This is a genomic window from Anaerococcus lactolyticus ATCC 51172, from assembly GCF_000156575.1.
In the GTDB taxonomy this organism is placed as follows: Bacteria; Bacillota; Clostridia; order Tissierellales; family Peptoniphilaceae; genus Anaerococcus; species Anaerococcus lactolyticus.
The window spans coordinates 1-217 of the sequence record NZ_GG666229.1 but is presented as its reverse complement, the minus strand read 5'-3'; the positions used below and the strand labels follow the sequence as shown (position 1 = coordinate 217).

General features: G+C 67.3%; 1 protein-coding gene. It reads right to left on the bottom strand.

Annotated elements, in window-relative coordinates:
- Positions 1-217 (bottom strand): hypothetical protein (locus HMPREF0072_RS11805; RefSeq protein ID WP_155811927.1); only part of this gene is annotated, 217 nt, incomplete at both ends.

Below are 217 nucleotides of genomic sequence, written 5' to 3'. Positions count from 1 at the left end.
AGGGCGCCACCAGCGTCTCGCGACTCTTGCCGAAGTCGCGCCAGTAATCCTCGTCCTCATGATCGAGGATCATCCGGTAGGCCAGTCCGCTGTCGCCCAGCGGGCCGGTGGAGTCGAGCTGGCCGCCGCTGCCGTTGCGCCCGTGGGCGTAGGCCGAGCCACGCAGGGTCAGGGCGTTGGCTTGTTGCAGTTGCGGCTTCTTGCTCACCACGTTGAC